We start from the raw sequence: 13484 nt of genomic DNA, 5'->3' as shown, positions 1-13484 counted from the left end.
GCCCGCCCCGTCTCGGCGGGGCGGGCCTCGTCAGCAGCCAGGATATCGAGAAGGAGGGGGTCAGCCGGCCAGCCTGGCGGCGATGCGCGCCACATGTTCGCCCTGGAAGCGCGCGATCTTGAGCTCACGCTCGTCCGGCTGGCGCGACCCGTCGCCGCCGGCGATGGTCGAGGCACCATAGGGGTTGCCGCCACCGGCCTGGTCGAAGACGTACTGCTCCTCGATGCCGTAGCCCAGCGGCACGATCAGCATTCCGTGGTGGGCCAGGGTGTGCCAGAAGGAGGTGATGGTGGTCTCCTGGCCACCGCCGGTGCCGGTGGAGGTGAAGACGCTGGCCACCTTGCCGCGCAGCTCCCCGTTGGCCCACAGGCCGCCGGTCTGGTCCAGGAAGGTGCGCATCTGGCCGGTCATGTTGCCGAAGCGCGTGGGGCTGCCGAAGAGGATGGCGTCATAGTCGGCGAGCTCCGCCGGGGACGCCTCGGGCGTGTCGAAGCGCTGGCCGCCGGCCTTCTCGAAGGCCTCGGCGTCCATGGTCTCGGGGGCGCGCTTGACGGTGACCTCGACACCCTCGACGCGGCGTGCCCCTTCGGCCACCGCCTGCGCCAGGGTGTCGATGTGACCGTACATGGAGTGATAGAGCACCAGAACGCGGGTCATGCGGACCTCCTGTGTCAGTGGATTCAACATCAACCAGTCTAGTCGGATGTACTGAGAGAAAAAGCGAAGGAATTCGAGGGCCGACGACGATTCGGTCGGACGGACGCGGTCAGCCGGCCTGCCTCAGGCCAACCGCCAGCAGCCCGCCAGGATGCGCACCTTGCCGGCCGTCAGGTTGTCGCGCAGGTTGCGCCCCATCTCGGCGAAGCGCTCGCCGAAGATCACCCCGGGGCCGGGCAGCACCGGGCAGGCCGGGGCCTCCCCACCATCCTCTCGCCGGCTGTGCTTCTGTCGCCAGGCCAGGGCCGACTCGGTCACGTCCTCCAGCGTCTCGGGCACGAAGCCCGCCTCGGCCAGGCGTGCCTCCAGCGCCTGCCGGGTCTGCAGGTGGCTCGCCGCCGGCGTGCTGGCCCAGGGTACCGGCAGCGCCAGGGGGTCGCGGTTGTCGCCGGCCACCACCTCGTGGAGCAGCAGCCGTCCGCCCGGTACCAGCAGCCGGCGCCACTCCGCGAGCACCGCCGCCGTGTCCGGCATGTTCATCAGCGCATGCTGGCACCACACCGCCTCGAAGCGGCGATCCGGCAGCGGGGTGCGGGCGGCGTCCGCGCACAGGAAGCGGGTACGCTCGGCCAGGCCGGTGGCGCGGCTGAGCCACTCGGCCGCCGTCACGAAGGCCGGGGTGATATCCACGCCCAGCGTCTCGCAGCCCAGTTCGGCGGCCAGCAGGCGGCTGGCCCCACCGGTGCCGCAGCCCACATCCAGCACCCGCATCCCGGAAGAGAGGTGTCCCAGCGCCGCCAGGTGCCGGCTGGCCCGGCGCCCGCCCAGGTGCAACTGGTCGATCCCGGCGACCTCGTCGAGGCTCAGGCGCCGGGGATCGCACCCCGCCGCACGGAAGGCCGCCGCCAGGCGCGGGACCAGCGGCTCGCCGCCGGCATGGCCCGGGGCGTCGTAGTGGCCCGCCAGGGAAGGGCTGGGCGAAGCGGGGTCGGCGGACATGGCGGACTCCTGGCAGGGCGATGGGCCCCCAGCTTAGCGCCGTGCCGCGGGCCGCCCCATAGGCCAAAGGTCCCGCGCCGGGCGACTTTCACCCTGGCACCGGCACTTTCACGGCATCGACGCGCCCCTTGCCCGGCGGCGCCGGCTGGCGGAAGGTAGCCGGACCCGTAGCGTCGAGGATTCCGCCCCATGAGCCCATCCCGCCCCCCTTTCCCGTCGGCCTCCCATGCGCCGCTGGCGACCTGGCTGTGGCGCTGCCTGGAGGGCGAGCCCATCGCCCCCTTCGCGCTGCCCGGGGGGAGCGCCGTGCCACGTGGCGAGGGGGTGCTCGAGCTGGTGCCCGAGCGCCCCGCCGCCGACGCTCGCGCCAGCGTGGTCTCGGTCGGCATCCACGGCGACGAGACCGCGCCCATCGAGCTGCTGCAGGGCTGCCTCGAGCGGCTCGCCGAGGGTCAGGCCAGGCTTGGCGCGCCGGTCCTGCTGGTGCTGGGCAGCCCCGCGGCGGTCCGCCGCCAGGTGCGCTACGTCACCACCAACCTCAACCGGCTGTTCCGTCGCGACCTCGCCGAGGCGGGTGACGAGCCCGAGCGGGCGCGCACCCTGATGGCCGCGGTGGACGCCTTCTTCGCCCGCCACCGCGGCCGGGAGCGCCTGCACTACGACCTGCACACCGCCATCCGCGACAGCCGCTACCCGCGCTTCGCGGTGGAGCCCTTCGACGACGCGGTGCCCACCGCCGCGGAGCAGTGGCGCTGGCTGGCCGCCGCCGGCCTGCAGGCGGTGCTCCACCAGCATCGCCACAGCTGGACCTTCTCCCACTACAGCAAGCATTATCACGGGGCGATGGCCTTCACCCTGGAGCTCGGCCGGGTGCGCCCCTTCGGCGCCAACGACCTGGCGCCGCTGGCGCCCATGGCACGGCTGCTGGAGGCGCTGCTGACGGGCGCCCGCCCGGCCGCGGCCGACCCGGCGGGCCTGGTGTTCTTCCGCGTCGAGCACGAGCTGATGCGCCACGGCGAGGCCTTCCGCCTGGCCTTCGCCGACGACACGCCCAACTTCACCGAGTTCGCGCCGGGTACCCTGCTCGCCGAGGACGGGGAGCACGGCGAGACCCGGGTCGGCGAAGCACCGCTCGCGGTGGTCTTCCCCAACGCCGCGGTGGAGACGGGGGCCCGCGCCGCCCTGCTGGCTCGCCCGGTGCCGCCGCCGGGATAGGTCGGCCGGACCTGGGAGGACGGAAACGCTTATAACAACGATAAAGTGGAGGTAGAATCTTGCCCCTTTGCCGATCCGCACCCGATCCGTGTCGCCTACCGCCCCACAAGGGCCGGCAGGCAGCCGCCCTTCGCGGCGCTGCCCGCGCCTGGCGACACGCCCCATCCGGAGTCCGACCCCATGGCTGACACCCCGATTCCGCTGCAAGTGCGCAACATCAAGAAGCGCTTCGGCGACACCGAAGTCCTCAAGGGGCTCTCGCTGGAAGCGCACCAGGGCGACGTGATCACCCTGATCGGGGCCTCCGGCTCCGGCAAGAGCACCTTCCTGCGCTGCATGAACCTGCTCGAGCAGCCCGACGAGGGCGAGCTGATCGTGCATGGCGAGGCGATCCGTTTCAAGGAGACGAAGCACGGCCGCGAGCCGGCCGACTGGAAGCAGGTGGTGCGCATGCGCGCACGCCTCTCCATGGTGTTCCAGAACTTCAACCTCTGGGCGCACATGACCCTGCTGGAGAACATCATCGAGGCGCCGGTCCATGTGCTCGGCAAGCCCAGGCAGGAGGCCATCGCCCACGCCCGCGAGCTGCTCGAGCGGGTCGGCCTTACCGAGCGCGCCGACGCCTACCCGGCCCAGATGTCCGGTGGCCAGCAGCAGCGTGGCGCCATCGCCCGGGCGCTGGCCATGGACCCGGAGGTGATGCTGTTCGACGAGCCCACCTCGGCGCTGGACCCGGAGCTGGTCGGCGACGTGCTCAAGGTGATGCGCGACCTCGCCGACGAGGGGCGCACCATGATCCTGGTGACCCACGAGATGGCCTTCGCCCGGGATGTCTCCAGCCAGGTGATCTACCTCCACCAGGGGGTGATCGAGGAGGCCGGCCCGCCCGAGGCGGTGTTCGGCACCCCCCGCTCCGAGCGCCTGAAGCAGTTCCTGGCGCCCAAGCACTGAGCCGGCCCACGCGGAGAGACCCATGATCGATCTTCACGGCTACGGCCCGCGCCTCCTCGAGGGCGCCCTGATCACCATCGAGCTGGCAGTGCTGTCGCTGGCCCTGGCCATCGTGCTGGGGCTGATCACCGCCAGCGCCAAGATGTCGCGCAGCCGTCTGGCCCATGCCGTCGGCACCCTCTACACCACCATCATCCGTGGCGTGCCCGACCTGGTACTGATGATGCTGCTGTTCTTCGGCGGCCAGATCGGCATCAACGCCATCACCGATGCGCTCTACGCCCACTTCGGCTGGGACATCTTCATCAACGTCAACGAGTTCGTGGCCGGAGTGCTCACCATCGGCCTGATCTTCGGGGCCTACATGGGCGAGACCTTCCGCGGCGCCTTCCTGGCGGTGGAGAGCGGCCAGATCGAGGCCGGTCGCGCCTACGGCATGGGCCCCTGGCTGGTGTTCCGGCGCATCCGCTTCCCGCAGATGATGCGCCACGCCATTCCCGGGCTCTCCAACAACTGGATGGTGCTGCTCAAGACCACCGCCCTGGTCTCGGTGATCGGCCTCTCCGACATGGTGCGGGTGGCCGCCGAGGCCTCCAAGGCGACCCGCGAGCCCTTCACCTTCATGGTCATCGTGGCGGCCATCTACCTGCTGATCGCCAGCGTCTCGGAGTGGGCCTTCGCCCGCCTGCAGAAGCGCTATGACGTCGGCTACGGGGAGACCAAGTGATGGAGACCCTGCTCGCACGCCTCGAGGCCCTGCTCGCCGACAACAGCATCTTCACCCTGCAGACCCTCTCCTACTACGGCGAGGGGCTGGTGACCACGGTGCAGCTGGTGTTCCTGTCGCTGGTCATCGGCCTGGTGATGGCGGTGCCGCTGGCCATCGGCCGTGGCTCGCGCCACCGCTGGATCAGCCTGCCGATCTTCCTCTACTGCTACGTGTTCCGCGGCACGCCGCTGCTGGTGCAGCTCTACCTGATCTACTACGGCGTGGTGTTCGTCGAGGGGATCCAGGACACCTGGCTGTGGCTGATCCTGGAGAAGCCCTTCGTGCCGGCGCTGATCGCCTTCACCCTCAACACCGCGGCCTACACCACCGAGATCTTCCGCGGCGCCATCAAGGCCACCCCCCGGGGCGAGATCGAGGCGGCACGCGCCTACGGCATGTCGCGGGGCCTGATGCTGCGGCGTATCGTGCTGCCCAGTGCCTTCCGCCGCGCCCTGCCCGCCTACGGCAACGAAGTGATCTTCATGCTCCACGCCAGCGCCATCGCCAGCGTGGTCACCATCATGGACCTCACCGGGGCGGCACGCTTCGTCTACGCACGCTACTACGCCCCCTTCGACGCCTTCCTGTTCGTGGCGGCCATCTATCTGTGCCTGACCTTCGCGATCCTCTACTTCTTCCGCTGGCTGGAGCGGCGACTGCTGGCCCACCTCAAGCCCGCGGGCGGCTGAGCGAGCGTCAATCGAGCGTTGGAAAACGCGGGGCTTGCCGGCCCCGCCACCCCTTCCGGGCCCACCGGCGATCCGCTATGGTGAGTCCGTCGTCACCCACGAGGTGCATCCACCAACACAAGGGACCCCCCGCCATGAAGATCCAGAAGATCCTGACCGCAGGCGCCCTGGGCGCCGCCCTGCTCGCCGGCACCGCCAGCGCCGACGTGCGCGACATCCGCATCGGCGTCGACGTGCCCTACGAGCCCATGGAGTACCGCACCCCCGAGGGCGAGCTCACCGGCTTCGACATCGAGCTCGGCAACGCCCTGTGCGCAGAGATCGGCATCGACTGCGAGTGGGTCGTGCAGGGCTGGGACGGCATCATCCCCGGCCTGATGGCGCGCAAGTACGACGCCATCATGTCCTCCATGACCATCAACGACGAGCGTCGCGAGCAGGTGCTGTTCTCCGACCCCTACTTCACCCCGCCCTCCGCCTGGTTCGCCCCCGCGGACGCCGAGGTAGGCACGCCCAGCGAGGAGAGCCTCGAGGGCCTGACCATCGGCGTGCAGCGTGGCACCCTGCAGGACAACTACGTCACCGACATGTATGGCGACGTGGCCGACGTCAACCGCTACGCCACCGCCGACGACATGGTGCTGGACATGGACTCCGGCCGCCTCGACATCGTCTTCCTGGACTACCCGGTGGGCAAGTCGACCCTGCTGGACAGCGAGGCCGGCAACTACAAGGTGGTCGGCAAGATGATCACCGAGCCCAAGGAGTACTTCGGCGACGGCTTCGGCATCGCCTTCCGCCAGCGTGACGAGGCACTGGCCGAGACCTTCAACGAGGCGCTAGCCGAGCTCAAGGCCAACGGCACCTACGACGAGATCCACGCCAAGTACTTCGGTGAGTAAGGGCGAGGGTGAATAACCACCGCCCGCCGATGACCCGGTAGCCGCTGCCGGGTCAGCATCCTCACGCAGGCCGGCTCCTCGGAGCCGGCCTGCGGCGTCTGGTACCTGCCTGCCCTGCGCTCGGCTCAGCGCAGCACGCGACGCACCAGCAGCGGCCCGATCATCTCGAACACCAGGGTCGAGCCCACCACCGCCGAGAGCAGCAGTGCCCCGTGCTGCGGGAAGCGCTCCGCGGCCAGCAGCGCCATGCCCATGGCCACCCCCGCCTGGGGGGTCAGCGCCAGGCCGATGTCGCGGGGCAGTTCGGCCTGACGCACCCGTGCCAGGCGTACCCCCAGCACCCCGCCGAGGTAGCGCCCCGCCAGGCGCAGCACGATATAGGCCAGCATCGGCCAGAGGGCGTCGGCCAGGTGGCGCAGGTCGACGCTGGCCCCCGAGAGCACGAAGAAGAACACCAGGAAGGGCCACTCGATATGCTCGATCTCGTTGAACGAGCGGGTATGGTGGCGCGACAGGTTGGCCACCAGGGCACCGGCCAGCATGGCGGCCAGCAGCGCCGAGACCTCGAGCCAGCTGGAGAGCCCGGCCAGCAGCAGGATCAGCGCCAATGCCTCCACCTGGGTGGGCTCGCCGGGGCGCAGGCGGCCGGTGAGCCAGGCCGCCGGCAGGCCGATCGCCGTGCCCAGCAGCACGGCACCGCCCAGCTCCCAGGCGGCCAGCGCCAGGGCGGCCTGGCCATCCCCGGAGAGCCACCAGCCGAGCAGCGCCATGGCCAGGCCGAAGGCGAGGATGCCCCAGCCGTCGTCGATGGCGACGATGCCCAGCAGCAGGCGCGCACGCAGGCGGGTGTCGCCGCTCTCGTGCACCGTCTCGCTCACCGCCGCCGGGTCGGTGGCCACCGAGATGGCGGCCAGCGTCACCGCCACCGCCAGCGGGAAGCCCAGCGCGGCGAGCCCCACCCCCACCAGCGCCGCCCCGACCCCGATCACCGCCAGCGAGACGATCAGGATCAGCGGCCCGGTGGTGCGCAGCCGTTCCAGGGTCAGCTCGCCCCCCAGCAGGAAGGCCACCATCACCAGCGCCAGCTGGATCAGCGGCTCCCCCAGGCCATCCAGCGGCGCCGCCTCGGCCTGCCCCAGGACCAGCTGCTGCACCACCGCCACCCCCAGGCCGACCAGCACCAGCAGCGAGATACGCGGCAGCCGGGTACGACTGGCGACCACGTCGGCCAGGATGCTCGAGGCGAGGATCAGCCCCAGGAAGAGCAGCGCCCCGGCGGCAGGCGTCAGGTGCGCCGACACGGGCAGGAAAGAGTCGCTCATGGGAAGGCTCCTTGCGGGTCAGGAGACGAAGGAGGAATGAAAGCGTGCCAGGAACGCCAGCCTGACACAGGCCGCCGCGGCGGGCACGGCTCAGTCGAGGCCGAGCCCCAGGGCCAGCAGCGCCAGGCTAGCCAGCAGCACCACCACGTTGAGCCCCAGCAGCGCTTCCAGGCGGTCATGCGCCGCCAGGGCCCCGGGCAGTCGCCAGGCCAGCCACAGCACCCCCGGCAGCGCCAGCCAGGCGAGCCCGGCCGTCGCCGGCAGCCAGCCGGCCAGCACTCCCAGCGCCAGCGTCGCCGGGGCGGCGAGCAGCAGCCCGCTCACCAGTCGCGCGGTGCGACGCGGACCGAGCAGGATCGCCAGGTGACGGCGCCCCACGCGGCGGTCGGCATCGCGATCCGGCAGTTGGTTGAGCAGCAGCAGTTCGCTGGCCAGCAGCCCCACCACCGCGGCCACACAGAGCGCCGCGGCATCCGGCGTGCCGCCCAGTGCCAGCTGGGTGCCGAGCACGATCAGCGGGCCGAAGCCGAGGCCCGGGGCCAGCAGGCAGAGCCAAGGGGAACGGGTGAGCCAGCGGGTGTAGGCGACGATCAGCACGAGCCCCGGCACGCCCACGGCGAGCATCGGCCAGCCCCGCCACCACAGGAAGAGCGCGCCGATGGCCACCACTCCGGCCAGCGCCGTGATGCCCGCGGCCAGCACCGCCGGCGCCGCCCAAGGCGCCTCGGGCAGGGCGCCGCTGCCGCCGGAGAAGGGCGTGCGGCGGGTCAGGTGATCCAGTCCCGAGCGGAAGTCGTCATACTCGTTGAGCAGGTTGACCGCGGCGTGGGCCAGCAGGCCGCCGAGCAGCACCAGGGCCACCTGAAGCGCTGACGGGGTCACCCCCTGGCGCACCGCCAGCAGCAGGCCCAGCGCCACGCAGAGCGGTGCCAGCACCAGGAAGCCCGGACGACTCGCCCGCCACACGGCGGGCGTGGTGCTGCCTCCCTGCACCCCGCCTACTCGAAGCTGAAGCGCGGTGCCGGGGCGTCCGGCAGCAGCGCCGCACAGGCGCGTACCCGCTCCAGCAGCACCTCGTGGGTGGGCGCCAGCAGGTTGACGTGGGCCAGCTTGCGCCCGGCGCGTTCGCTCTTGTCGTAGCGATGCAGGTGGGCGTCCGGCAGCGCCAGGATCGCCGCCGGCTCCCCCTCGCGGCCGATCACGTTGACCATGCAGGTGGGCATGCGCGCCGCGGTGCCGCCGAGCGGCAGCCCCTGGATGGCCCGCAGGTGGTTCTCGAACTGGCTGGTCACCGCGCCATCGATGGACCAGTGGCCGGAGTTGTGCACCCGGGGCGCCATCTCGTTGGCCAGCAGGCTGCCGTCGGCACACTGGAACAGCTCCAGGGTCAGCACGCCCACGTAGTCGAGCTCGTCGAGCAGCGCGCGGATATAGCCGTCGGCGGTCTGCTGGACGCTCTCGGCCAGGTCCGGCACCGGGGCGATGGAGTAGCGCAGGATGCCGTCGACGTGCTGGTTCTCGGCCATGGGATAGAAGGCCACCTCGCCGTCGCGGCCACGCACGGCGATGATCGACACCTCGCGCACAAAGTCGACGAAGGCCTCGACGATCAGCTGCGGGTGGTTGATGGCGCGCCACGCCTCGGCCGCCTCGGCGGGGTCGCGGATCACCGCCTGGCCCTTGCCGTCATAGCCCTCGGTGACCGACTTGGTCACCACCGGACAGCCGAGCTCGCGGGCCGCGGCCTCGAGCTCGTCGGCATTCGCCACCAGGCGGTAGGCCGGGGTGGGGATGCCCAGGCGGTCGAACAGCGCCTTCTCCTCGGCGCGGTTCTGGCAGACGCGGATCGCCTCGCTGGAGGGGTAGACCGGCTTCACCTCCTCGATCGCCTGCACCAGCGACACCGGCAGGTGCTCGAACTCGTAGGTGACCAGGTCGACCTTGTCGAGGAAGGCCTCGAGATGGCGGCGATCGGTGTCGATCATCACGTCCCCGATGCCGGCGCTGGGGTGGCCGGTGGTGTCGAGGAAGGTGAAGCGGTTGGCCAGCGGGTAGCCGGCCAGGGCCAGCATGCGGCCGAGCTGGCCGGCTCCCAGGACGCCGATGTTCATGGTGGGCTCCTTCAGTCGCTGTCAGGCCGGGGGTCAGGGTTGTCGAGCACCATCTGGGTCTGCGCGGCGCGGAACGCCTCCACGGCGGCGCGCACCTCGGCATCCTGCAGGCCGACGACCTGCGCGGCCAGCAGGCCCGCGTTGGTGGCGCCGGCCTTGCCGATGGCCAGCGTGCCCACGGCGATGCCACCCGGCATCTGCACGATGGAGAGCAGCGAATCGAGCCCCTTGAGGGCCTTGGATTCCACCGGCACGCCGAACACCGGCAGCGCGGTCTGGGACGCCACCATGCCCGGCAGGTGCGCCGCGCCGCCGGCGCCGGCGATGATCACCTGAAGGCCGCGTTCGGCCGCCCCCTTGGCGTAGTCGAACAGCAGGTCAGGAGTGCGGTGGGCGGAGACCACGCGGGTCTCGCAGGGCACGCCCAGGCGCTCGAGCATCGCCACGGCGTGCTCCATCACCGGCCAGTCGGACTTCGACCCCATGATCACGCCGACCTTCGGCGACGGTTCGGACTGCATGCACGGCTCCTCGGCAACTGCCTTTGATGCGATGGATGGATGCGGTAAAGAGTGCGCAGGGAAAGCCGCACATTCTAGCCCCGCGGGCCAGGCCCGTCACCTTGACCAGCCGGACAGCCGGCCGGCTCTGTCGCCGCACAGCGACAGACGATTCCATGCTATGTGCGTCGATGACTGCTAAGGTCGAGAGGAGTGGGCAGCACGGAGACGCCCATCGGCAAGCCAACAAGGAGACTGACCATGAAGCGCACCCTGATCGTTACCGCGGTACTCGCCGGCTCGCTGCTGCTCGCCGGCTGCGACAGCGAGGAGAGCACCCAGCAGGAGGAGGCCGCCGAGCAGGAGGCCCAGCAGGCCATGGACTCGGCGGAACAGGCCGCGGAGGAGACCGCCGAGGCCGCCGCCGACGCCAGCGAGGCCGCGGAGGCCGAACTGGAGGAGGCCGGCGAGGCGCTGGATGACGCCGCCGCCGACACCGAGCAGGCCCTGGACCAGGCGGCTGCCGAGACCGAGCAGGCCGCCGAGGCTACCGGCGAGACGCTGGAACAGGCCGGTGACGAGGCCGCCCAAGAGGCTAGCGAGGCCGCCGCCGATGCCGAGCAGGTTGGCGACGAGGCCGCCGCCGAGACCGGAAGCGCCCTGGACGCCGCCCGCGATGCCACCGCCGATGCCGTCGAGTCCGCCCGCGAGGTGACCGCCGACGCCGTGGAGGCGGCCCAGGAGAAGGCCAGCGAGCTGGTCGAGGAGGCCCGCGAGATGACCTCCGGCGGCGAGGGCGCAGATGCCGCGGCGGAAGCCGAGGTCGAGGCCGAGGCAGAAACCACTACCCAGTAAGCCTTTCCCCGGCCCTGACACGACGCGGCCCGCCCGGATTCCCGGGCGGGCCGTGTCGCTCAAAGGGTCTCGCTCAGGCCAGGGCGGCGCGCCGGCTGGCCAGCCAGTTGCCGAGGAGCACCGTCAGCATCACCGCGGCGCCGGCCGCCTCCACCATCAGGCTGGGGTAGAACACCGCCACGATGGCCGGCAGCAGCAGCAGGCGCAACGGCCAGCCCATGCGGGTGAAGAGGTAGCCCTCCAGCGCCGCGGCGAAGGCCCCCAAAGCAAGGAAGCCGGTCAGCGCCGTCCAGATCAGCAGCGGCCAGGGCCCGCCCATGATGATCTCCGGGTTGTAGACCATGAACAGCGGGATCAGGTAGAGCCCCTTGGCGAACTTCCAGGCCTGGAAGCCCGTCTCCATGGGCTTGGCCCCGGCGATCGCCGCCCCGGCGAAGCCGGCCAGCGCGATGGGCGGGGTGACGTTGGAGTCCTGGGAGTACCAGAACACCACCAGGTGGGCGATGAGCAGCGGCACGCCGAACTCGGCGGTGAGCGCCGGGCCCACCAGCACGATCAGCACGATGTAGCTGGCGGTGACCGGCAGCCCCATACCCAGCACCAGGCTGGCCAGCAGCACCATGACCAGCGCCAGCAGCAGGTTGCCGCCGGAGAAGGCCAGCATCATGGAGGAGAACTTCAGCCCCAAGCCGGTCAGCCCCACCACGCCGACGATGATGCCGGCCACCGCACAGGCCATGGAGACCGCCACGGCGTTGCGCGCGCCGAGTTCCAGGCCCTCCATCAGCCTGACCAGGCCATTGCGGGTGGCGGTGGCCAGCCGCTCGCCGGTCACCGGCTGGCCCTCCCCCGGCGCCACGAAGAAGAACCACACCAGGAAGCGCAGCACCGCCACGCCCAGCATGGTGAGGATGGCGAAGTAGCCCACCCGCATCGGCGAGAGGTTCATCACCAGCAGCACCACCAGCACCGCCAGCGGCAGCAGGAAGTGCCAGCCGTAGGCCATCACGTCGCGCATCTGGGGCAGCTCCGAGCGAGCCATGCCCTGCATCCCCTGCTTGAGGGCGATGATGTGCACGAAGAGGTAGACGGTACCGAAGTACATGATCGCCGGCAGGATGCTAACCTTGACCACCTCCAGGTAAGGCATCCGCGTGTACTCGGCGATCAGGAAGGCCCCGGCGCCCATCAGGGGCGGCATGATCTGGCCGCCGGTGGAGGCCGCCGCCTCGATGCCGCCGGCCTGGTGGGGGCGATAGCCCAGCCGCTTCATCAGCGGGATGGTGAAGGCCCCGGTGGTCACCACGTTGGCGATGGCGCTGCCGGAGATCGAGCCCATACCCGCCGACGCGATCACCGCCGCCTTGGCCGGGCCGCCCCGCTGGCGGCCGGTGGCGGCGTAGGCCAGGTCGATGAAGAACTTGCCGGCGCCGGTGATCTCCAGGAAGGCGCCGAACAGCACGAAGATGAAGATGTAGGTGGCGGCCACCCCCATGGGCAGGCCGAAGATCCCCTCCTGCCCCAGATAGAGCTGCCCCACCAGGCGGTCGAGGCTGTAGCCGCGATGCTCGAGGATGCCGGGCAGCCACTCCCCCAGCCACGGCAGGTCGCCGCGCGGGCCGGCGAAGGCGTAGAGGATCGCGATCACCCCGATCACCGTCATGCCCAGGCCCACCGCGCGGCGCGCCGCCTCCAGCACGGTGAGCGTGGCGATGCAGCCCACCACGATGTCGGCCTGGCTCCAGAAGCCGGCGCGGTTGATGATCTCGTCGAGATAGAGCACCAGGTAGCCGCCGGTGACCAGCGCCCCGGCCAGGAAGATGGCATCCAGCAGCCAGCCGGCGAGCCCTCGCGCGCGGCGCGGGCCGAACACCGGGAACATCAGGAAGGCCAGCATCATGATCAGCATCAGGTGGATGCTGCGCTGGTAGAAGAGCCCCAGCGGCTGGATGCCGGCGGAGTAGAGCTGGAACAGCGACAGGCCCACCGCCACCAGGGTGATCAGCCACAGCACCGGTCGGGCGTGGTTGGCCTGGCTGCCGGGGACGACGGGGGAGTTGCCCGTTTCGCTCATCGTGGTTCTCTCAGGGTCGTGGGTTCGATCAGGGGGTGACGAGGCGCAGGGTCACCGCGCGGTCGGCCGCCAGCCGGCTCAGGCTGATGCGCTCGCCGTCCACCACCAGGCGGTGGTCGACGGCGAGGCTGCCGACCCGCAGGCGATAGGCGTTGCCCGGGATCGGCTCGTCGAGGTCCTCGATCCAGTAGCCGCCCTCGCCGTCGGAGACCTGGCGGCCGCGACCGGGAATATGGTCGAGGCCGGCGGCGAAGTCCGGCAGGTGGCTGCGTTCGAGCACCATGCGGCCGTCGCGGTGGCGATAGCAGTCGAGGACCGCGAAGCCCTCCACCGAGTGGTTCCACTCCAGGCACCACCCCTCGCCCTCAGGCATCGGCAGCGTCACCAGGGGCTCGCCCGCCTCGCTGCTCACCACCAGGCGGGCCTCGTCCTGGCCGGCC

At 70.9% G+C, this 13484-nt stretch carries 14 protein-coding genes; 6 read left to right on the top strand and 8 right to left on the bottom strand.

The genetic code is table 11. The annotated features are described in order from the left end of the window. Positions 1-60: 60 nt before the first annotated feature. Complete coding sequence (wrbA, locus tag Q673_RS23300; protein WP_023005065.1) at positions 61-657, bottom strand: NAD(P)H:quinone oxidoreductase; 597 nt, start codon at positions 655-657, stop codon at positions 61-63. A gap of 123 nt (positions 658-780) precedes the next feature. After that, positions 781-1656 (bottom strand): class I SAM-dependent methyltransferase, encoded by an 876-nt coding sequence (locus Q673_RS23295; RefSeq protein ID WP_023005064.1) that lies wholly within the window; start codon positions 1654-1656, stop codon positions 781-783. Between the two features lie 189 nt (positions 1657-1845). Here Q673_RS23295 and Q673_RS23290 point away from each other — a divergent pair, with 189 nt between their 5' ends. From Q673_RS23290 to Q673_RS23270, 5 genes are all read left to right on the top strand, one after another. Next, positions 1846-2871 (top strand): succinylglutamate desuccinylase, encoded by a 1026-nt coding sequence (locus Q673_RS23290; protein WP_023005063.1) that lies wholly within the window; start codon positions 1846-1848, stop codon positions 2869-2871. A 180-nt stretch (positions 2872-3051) separates the two neighbouring features. Next, complete coding sequence (locus tag Q673_RS23285) at positions 3052-3822, top strand: ABC transporter ATP-binding protein (RefSeq protein ID WP_023005062.1); 771 nt, start codon at positions 3052-3054, stop codon at positions 3820-3822. 22 nt (positions 3823-3844) lie between these two features. Next, the gene (locus Q673_RS23280) at positions 3845-4549 is read left to right on the top strand and encodes an ABC transporter permease (RefSeq protein WP_023005061.1); all 705 of its coding nucleotides are present in this window, start codon (positions 3845-3847) and stop codon (positions 4547-4549) included. Beyond that, positions 4549-5280 carry an ABC transporter permease gene (locus tag Q673_RS23275; protein WP_023005060.1) on the top strand — a complete coding sequence of 244 codons (732 nt, stop codon included), beginning with the start codon at positions 4549-4551 and terminating at the stop codon, positions 5278-5280. The genes Q673_RS23280 and Q673_RS23275 overlap by 1 nt, the downstream gene beginning before the upstream one ends. Before the next feature lie 140 nt (positions 5281-5420). Continuing rightward, positions 5421-6182 (top strand): transporter substrate-binding domain-containing protein, encoded by a 762-nt coding sequence (locus tag Q673_RS23270; protein WP_031217692.1) that lies wholly within the window; start codon positions 5421-5423, stop codon positions 6180-6182. Positions 6183-6307: 125 nt separating this feature from the next. On the opposite strand, the gene Q673_RS23265 is transcribed toward Q673_RS23270, so the two are convergent. The 4 genes from Q673_RS23265 to purE all read right to left on the bottom strand — a co-directional run bounded on the left by Q673_RS23265 (position 6308) and on the right by purE (position 10136). Continuing rightward, positions 6308-7504 (bottom strand): cation:proton antiporter, encoded by a 1197-nt coding sequence (locus tag Q673_RS23265; RefSeq protein ID WP_023005058.1) that lies wholly within the window; start codon positions 7502-7504, stop codon positions 6308-6310. 90 nt (positions 7505-7594) lie between these two features. After that, positions 7595-8497, bottom strand: a complete 903-nt coding sequence (locus tag Q673_RS23260; RefSeq protein ID WP_031217690.1) for a prenyltransferase — start codon at positions 8495-8497, stop codon at positions 7595-7597. A gap of 5 nt (positions 8498-8502) precedes the next feature. Continuing rightward, positions 8503-9615 (bottom strand): 5-(carboxyamino)imidazole ribonucleotide synthase, encoded by a 1113-nt coding sequence (locus tag Q673_RS23255; RefSeq protein WP_023005056.1) that lies wholly within the window; start codon positions 9613-9615, stop codon positions 8503-8505. An 11-nt stretch (positions 9616-9626) separates the two neighbouring features. After that, positions 9627-10136, bottom strand: a complete 510-nt coding sequence (gene purE / locus Q673_RS23250) for a 5-(carboxyamino)imidazole ribonucleotide mutase (RefSeq protein ID WP_023005055.1) — start codon at positions 10134-10136, stop codon at positions 9627-9629. A gap of 240 nt (positions 10137-10376) precedes the next feature. Between purE and Q673_RS35505 the strand changes: the two genes are divergently transcribed. Continuing rightward, positions 10377-10970, top strand: coding sequence for a hypothetical protein (locus Q673_RS35505; protein ID WP_023005054.1), 594 nt, complete (start codon positions 10377-10379; stop codon positions 10968-10970). A gap of 73 nt (positions 10971-11043) precedes the next feature. Here the strand turns inward: Q673_RS35505 and Q673_RS23240 are convergent, their stop codons facing one another. Together Q673_RS23240 and Q673_RS23235 are read right to left on the bottom strand one after the other, a co-directional pair. After that, positions 11044-13044: a TRAP transporter permease gene (locus Q673_RS23240; protein WP_023005053.1), complete on the bottom strand. Its 2001-nt coding sequence runs from the start codon at positions 13042-13044 to the stop codon at positions 11044-11046. 28 nt (positions 13045-13072) lie between these two features. Beyond that, positions 13073-13462 (bottom strand): DUF1850 domain-containing protein, encoded by a 390-nt coding sequence (locus Q673_RS23235; RefSeq protein WP_052004172.1) that lies wholly within the window; start codon positions 13460-13462, stop codon positions 13073-13075. Positions 13463-13484 lie beyond the last annotated feature (22 nt).

It is taken from the genome of Halomonas sp. PBN3 (assembly GCF_000475415.1).
GTDB classification, from domain to species: Bacteria; Pseudomonadota; Gammaproteobacteria; order Pseudomonadales; family Halomonadaceae; genus Halomonas; species Halomonas shengliensis.
Note: the sequence above shows the minus strand (reverse complement) of the source record. Positions and strands in the feature narration are given on the sequence as shown.

What these genes read in the sequence shown, in the direction of transcription:
- wrbA (WP_023005065.1), bottom strand. Translation starts at nt 657, where the DNA reads ATGACCCGCGTTCTGGTGCTCTATCACTCCATGTACGGTCACATCGAC.
- Q673_RS23295 (WP_023005064.1), bottom strand. Translation starts at nt 1,656, where the DNA reads ATGTCCGCCGACCCCGCTTCGCCCAGCCCTTCCCTGGCGGGCCACTAC.
- Q673_RS23290 (WP_023005063.1), top strand. Translation starts at nt 1,846, where the DNA reads ATGAGCCCATCCCGCCCCCCTTTCCCGTCGGCCTCCCATGCGCCGCTG.
- Q673_RS23285 (WP_023005062.1), top strand. Translation starts at nt 3,052, where the DNA reads ATGGCTGACACCCCGATTCCGCTGCAAGTGCGCAACATCAAGAAGCGC.
- Q673_RS23280 (WP_023005061.1), top strand. Translation starts at nt 3,845, where the DNA reads ATGATCGATCTTCACGGCTACGGCCCGCGCCTCCTCGAGGGCGCCCTG.
- Q673_RS23275 (WP_023005060.1), top strand. Translation starts at nt 4,549, where the DNA reads ATGGAGACCCTGCTCGCACGCCTCGAGGCCCTGCTCGCCGACAACAGC.
- Q673_RS23265 (WP_023005058.1), bottom strand. Translation starts at nt 7,504, where the DNA reads ATGAGCGACTCTTTCCTGCCCGTGTCGGCGCACCTGACGCCTGCCGCC.
- Q673_RS23255 (WP_023005056.1), bottom strand. Translation starts at nt 9,615, where the DNA reads ATGAACATCGGCGTCCTGGGAGCCGGCCAGCTCGGCCGCATGCTGGCC.
- purE (WP_023005055.1), bottom strand. Translation starts at nt 10,136, where the DNA reads ATGCAGTCCGAACCGTCGCCGAAGGTCGGCGTGATCATGGGGTCGAAG.
- Q673_RS35505 (WP_023005054.1), top strand. Translation starts at nt 10,377, where the DNA reads ATGAAGCGCACCCTGATCGTTACCGCGGTACTCGCCGGCTCGCTGCTG.
- Q673_RS23240 (WP_023005053.1), bottom strand. Translation starts at nt 13,044, where the DNA reads ATGAGCGAAACGGGCAACTCCCCCGTCGTCCCCGGCAGCCAGGCCAAC.